Raw genomic sequence first — 4,792 nt, 5'->3', positions numbered from 1 at the left:
GGGATTTGTAGCTGAATGCCTGCCAAAATACCACCACCAAAAACAGCAGCCAAGCAGACCGCAAGCCCACTTTCCAGCGCCGAGCCACTTTCTGCTCTTTCAAGCTGGCAAAGGCCAACTGCTCCAGTGTTTGGCGCGCCCAAGCCTCATTGAGGGCGAGCGGTTCTTTCACGAGTTCTGGAGGGGCCGAGGCGGACGTGTTGTCCTGGGGGTCTTGCATGGTCAAAATTCAAGGGGCTTTAAGTTGTAGGCAGTATGCCAGTGAACCACACCGCCCCACTCTGAAAGGTCTATTTTCACCAGGCCGCCTCGACAGGGGCCACCAGCGCAAGCCCCCGTGTCTGGCTGGTAAGTGGCGCCGTGTGTTGCACACATCAGCCAGCGCCCAGTGTCATCAAAGAAACGATCTGGCTGGTAGTCCATTTCCATGGCCACATGGGTGCAACGGTTCAGATAGGCGTACACCTGGCCCTCGTAACGGATGGCAAATGCACGGCAAGTCTGACCTGCATAAACAATATCGAACGGCACGGCGCGGCCTCCATGGACCAGGTCAGCGCTGTTGCACAAAGGGACCATCGGCTCCATCACCACTCCTGTTCAAGCGTTGTGCAACAACCAGTCGTGCAAATCACGCACGCTGTGCGCCACATGGCGAGGGCTCAAGGCATGAAAAGCCTCAGGTTCGTGTGCCCCATAACTCACACCCACGCTGGCACAACCTGCATTCAGGGCCATTTGTAAATCGTGCGTGGTGTCGCCAATCATCAAGGTCCGCTCGGGCTCGACACCAAACTCACGCATCAGCTCGTTCAACATCAGCGGATGGGGCTTGCCTGCCGTTTCATCGGCCGTGCGTGAGCCGTCAAAGCGGTGGCGCAACTCCACTGCCTGCAAGGACTCGTTCAAGCCTTGTCGGCTTTTGCCCGTCGCCACCGTCACCCAGTGGTGCCGGGCCTTCAAGTCATCCAGCAGGTCCAGCACGCCATCGAACAGGCAAATGTCGTGTTGGTGCTGGGTGTAATGGTGGCGGTAGCGCTCACCCAAAGCCGGGTATTTGTCGACAGGCACATCGGGCGCAGCATGCGCCAGCGCAGGCATGAGGGCCAAACCAATCACATAGGAAGCTGCCTCGCGGGTAGGCTCTGCTCCGCCCACATCAACCACCGCACGCTGAATGCAGCGGGTGATGAGGGCAGTGGAATCGAACAGGGTGCCATCCCAATCGAAGGCGATCAGGTCAAACTGGCGGGGCCGGAATTCATTCAGAGGGGCTGGCATGGTCGACATATGCTTTCAATTCGGGGGGTAAATCGGTTTGTAGCGAAACGCGCTCCGCTGTCACGGGGTGGTTGAACTGCAATCGCCAAGCATGTAAAAACATGCGCTTCAGGCCCGGGTTGCGCCCAGGCTTTTGCAGCTGGCGGTTCCATTCAAAATCGCCATATTTGTCATCGCCTGCAATCGGGTGGCCTTGTGAGGCCAAGTGCACTCTGATCTGGTGGGTGCGCCCAGTTTTGATGGTCACCTCCAGCAAAGTGGCCCCTGGCAAGCGCCGGGACACATTGACCAACGTGATGGAGCGCATGCCATCGGGGTCTTCGGGCGTGGTCACACGAACGCGCCGCTCACCCTCCGAACCATCCTGGCCCTGCAGCAAAAACTTGAGCAAGGGCTGGTCAATCACTTTGAGCTTGGTCGGCCAATCGCCCTTGACCAACGCCAAATAGGTCTTCCCTGTCTCGCGCTCACGGAATTGGTCTTGCAGATGCCTCAAGGCGCTGCGCTTTTTGGCCACCAACAAAATGCCGCTGGTATCTCGGTCCAAGCGATGCACCAACTCCAGCAGCTTGGCTTGAGGCCGTGCCTGACGCAGTTGCTCGATCACGCCAAAGCTCACCCCCGACCCGCCATGCACCGCCACACCTGCTGGCTTGTCGATGGCCAGCAAGCTGTCGTCTTCAAAAAGCAAGGGGAATTCGCGCCCAGGGGCTGGTCGTTCGGCTTTCTCGGCCACTTTGTCCGAAATGCGCACGGGCGGCAAGCGCACCTCGTCACCGGATTCAACCCGGGTATCGGCCGAAGCACGGCCCTTGTTGATGCGGACTTCACCGCTGCGGATGATGCGGTAAATGTGGGTTTTGGGCACGCCCTTCAGGTGTCGCATCAGAAAGTTGTCCAATCGCTGCCCGGTTGACTCTTCGTCCACCAACAACCATTTGACGGCAGGCGTCGCAATGGCGGACTTGGCCCCTATAATGTGATTCACTGGCAATTGGCTGTAAGTGGTTGATTCAAATGGAAATGAATTCCGACAAAGCTGGAGTTTAGTCCACCACCACCGCGCCAAACCAGATGATCGATGCCACCCCCGGCAGGATTTGCAGACTGAAGGCCAACGCCAACAGTGGTCAATCGCCCCGAGGTTGGGCCGATGCCCAGAAACCCAGATACGGAATACCCCAAGTCCAGCAGCTTTTCAGGCTGTTGGACGGATCAAAGCGAGATGGTTGTGTTGTTCGGAACTTTGCTGATGTGGTTGGAGTGGCTCACGAAGCCATGCTTCATAGTCACGCCTTGTGCCCGGCTGTTTGTCCTGGACACCGGGGGAACCCCCCGGCAGTGGATGAATCTTTGCACACCTTTTCACTCGCCCCATCCACGCGCCACGATCCCCATTCCTGCGCTCACGCGCAGCTGAATGGCGATCCACTTCGGCAATTCCCTTCGTTTCAGGTGTCAGTCCCGGCAACGTAGGCTTTGAGATTCTCATGAATCCCTAAGCTGGTTGTGTAAACAGGTCTCAGCCCGCAGACATTTTTCTGCACTGGGGCCAAAGCTGACAAGAAAAGGAACGCATCATGAAACGGATGCTGATCAACGCCACGCAAGCTGAAGAGCGCCGCCTGGCCATCGTCGATGGACAAAAACTCCTCGACTACGAAATCGAAATTGAAGGACGCGAACAGCGCAAGGGCAACATTTACCAAGCGGTAGTGACCCGCGTCGAGCCTTCACTCGAAGCCTGCTTTGTGGACTACGGCGAAGACCGCCACGGCTTCTTGCCGTTCAAGGAGATCTCACGCCAGTACTTTGCTGAAGGCGTCTCGGTCAGCCAAGCACGCATCCAAGACGTCATCAAGGAGGGTCAATCCCTCTTGGTGCAGGTCGAAAAAGAAGAGCGTGGCAACAAAGGTGCAGCCCTGACCACCTTCGTCAGCCTGGCTGGCCGCTACGTGGTGCTCATGCCCAACAACCCCCGCGGTGGCGGCGTCAGCCGACGCATCGAGGGCGATGACCGGGCCGAGCTCAAAGAAGCCATGGACCAGCTGGAATATCCAAAAGGCATGTCCATCATTGCGCGCACCGCAGGCATCGGCCGCTCAGCCCCAGAGTTGCAGTGGGACCTGAACTACTTGCTCAAACTTTGGACCGCCATCGACGGCGCTTCTAAAGGCGGCAAAGGTGCATTCCTGATTTACCAGGAATCAAGCCTGGTGATCCGCGCCATCCGCGATTACTTCAACAACGACATCGGCGACATCCTGATCGACACCGATGACATTTATGACCAGGCTCAGCAGTTCATGAGCCACGTCATGCCTGAGTTTGCGAACCGCGTGAAGCGCTACCGCGACGACGCGCCGCTGTTCAGCCGTTTCCAGATTGAGCACCAGATCGAGTCGGCCTACGCCCGCACCGTGCAACTGCCTTCGGGCGGTGCCATTGTGATCGACCACACCGAAGCCCTGGTTTCAGTGGACGTCAACTCGGCCCGAGCCATCAAGGGCGGCGACATCGAAGAAACCGCCACCCGCACCAACTTAGAAGCCGCTGACGAAGTGGCCCGCCAGATGCGTCTGCGCGATTTGGGTGGCCTGATCGTGATCGACTTCATCGACATGGAAGAAAGCAAGAACCGCCGCGAAGTGGAAAACCGCCTGCGCGACGCCCTGCGCCAGGACCGCGCCCGCGTGCAGTTCGGCACCATCAGCAAGTTCGGCCTCATGGAAATGAGCCGCCAGCGCTTGAAGCCTGCCTTGTCCGAAGGTGCTTCCATCCCCTGCCCTCGTTGTGGCGGCGCTGGCCACATCCGTGATACCGAAAGCTCTGCGCTGCAAATCCTGCGCATCATCCAGGAAGAGTCTATGAAGGACAACAGCGCCGCTGTGCACGCCCAAGTGCCAGTGGAAGTGGCTTCCTTCCTGCTCAACGAAAAGCGCTCCGAGATCGCCAAGATCGAATTGCAGCAGCGCATCAACGTTTTGCTGGTGCCCAACAAGTCTCTGGAAACACCGCACTACAAGCTCGAGCGCTTGAAGCACGACGACCCACGCCTGGACCGCATCGAAGCCAGCTACAAGATGGCCGAAGAAATCGAAGATGCCACCACGGTGACACGCCGATCGCAAGAGCCGACCAACAAGCAAACGCCTGTCATCAAAGGGGTTTTGCCTGACGCGCCGGCCCCGATGGCCCCGGTCAAGCCTGAAGCACCGGTTGCAGCCGCTAAGCCTGTCCGCAGCAAAGCAGTCACTGCACCTGCGACTGTCGCCGCTCCGGCAGCCGAAGCCGGCTTCTTCGGATGGCTGAAAAACCTGTTCGGTGGCAGTGCCCCTGAAGCAGCGCCAGCACCTGTTGACAAGAAGGATGAGAAATTCCGCGAAAGCCGAAATGGTGATCGCCGCTCAGAGGGGCGCACAGAAGGCCGGGATGGCGAACGCCGTGACGGTCGTCGTGGAGGCCGTGATGGTCGACGTGGCGAGCGCAGCGAAGGGACTGCTGGCGAAAT

The 4,792-nt window shown here is 58.6% G+C and carries 4 protein-coding genes and 1 pseudogene; 1 reads left to right on the top strand and 4 read right to left on the bottom strand.

Features of this window, described 5'->3' with window-relative positions; genetic code table 11:
* From ACIQ3A_RS13910 to ACIQ3A_RS13895, 4 genes and pseudogenes are all read right to left on the bottom strand, one after another.
* A pseudogene (locus tag ACIQ3A_RS13910) lies at positions 1-220 on the bottom strand (S49 family peptidase); the annotation flags it as partial.
* 2 nt (positions 221-222) lie between these two features.
* Entirely contained in the window at positions 223-588 is a 366-nt protein-coding gene (locus tag ACIQ3A_RS13905; protein ID WP_396432319.1) for a Rieske (2Fe-2S) protein, read from the bottom strand.
* Positions 589-600: 12 nt separating this feature from the next.
* Complete coding sequence (locus tag ACIQ3A_RS13900) at positions 601-1,290, bottom strand: HAD family hydrolase (RefSeq protein ID WP_396432318.1); 690 nt, start codon at positions 1,288-1,290, stop codon at positions 601-603.
* Complete coding sequence (locus ACIQ3A_RS13895; RefSeq protein WP_396432317.1) at positions 1,262-2,269, bottom strand: RluA family pseudouridine synthase; 1,008 nt, start codon at positions 2,267-2,269, stop codon at positions 1,262-1,264. The genes ACIQ3A_RS13900 and ACIQ3A_RS13895 overlap by 29 nt, the downstream gene beginning before the upstream one ends.
* Positions 2,270-2,861: 592 nt before the next feature.
* Here ACIQ3A_RS13895 and ACIQ3A_RS13890 point away from each other — a divergent pair.
* The coding region (locus tag ACIQ3A_RS13890) for a ribonuclease E/G (protein ID WP_396432316.1) at positions 2,862-4,792 on the top strand (1,931 nt) is incomplete at its 3' end.

This window comes from Limnohabitans sp. (genome assembly GCF_044361985.1).
In the GTDB taxonomy this organism is placed as follows: domain Bacteria; phylum Pseudomonadota; class Gammaproteobacteria; order Burkholderiales; family Burkholderiaceae_C; genus Limnohabitans_A.
Note: the sequence above shows the minus strand (reverse complement) of the source record. Positions and strands in the feature narration are given on the sequence as shown.

What these genes read in the sequence shown, in the direction of transcription:
- ACIQ3A_RS13900 (WP_396432318.1), bottom strand. Translation starts at nt 1,290, where the DNA reads ATGTCGACCATGCCAGCCCCTCTGAATGAATTCCGGCCCCGCCAGTTT.
- ACIQ3A_RS13905 (WP_396432319.1), bottom strand. Translation starts at nt 588, where the DNA reads ATGGAGCCGATGGTCCCTTTGTGCAACAGCGCTGACCTGGTCCATGGA.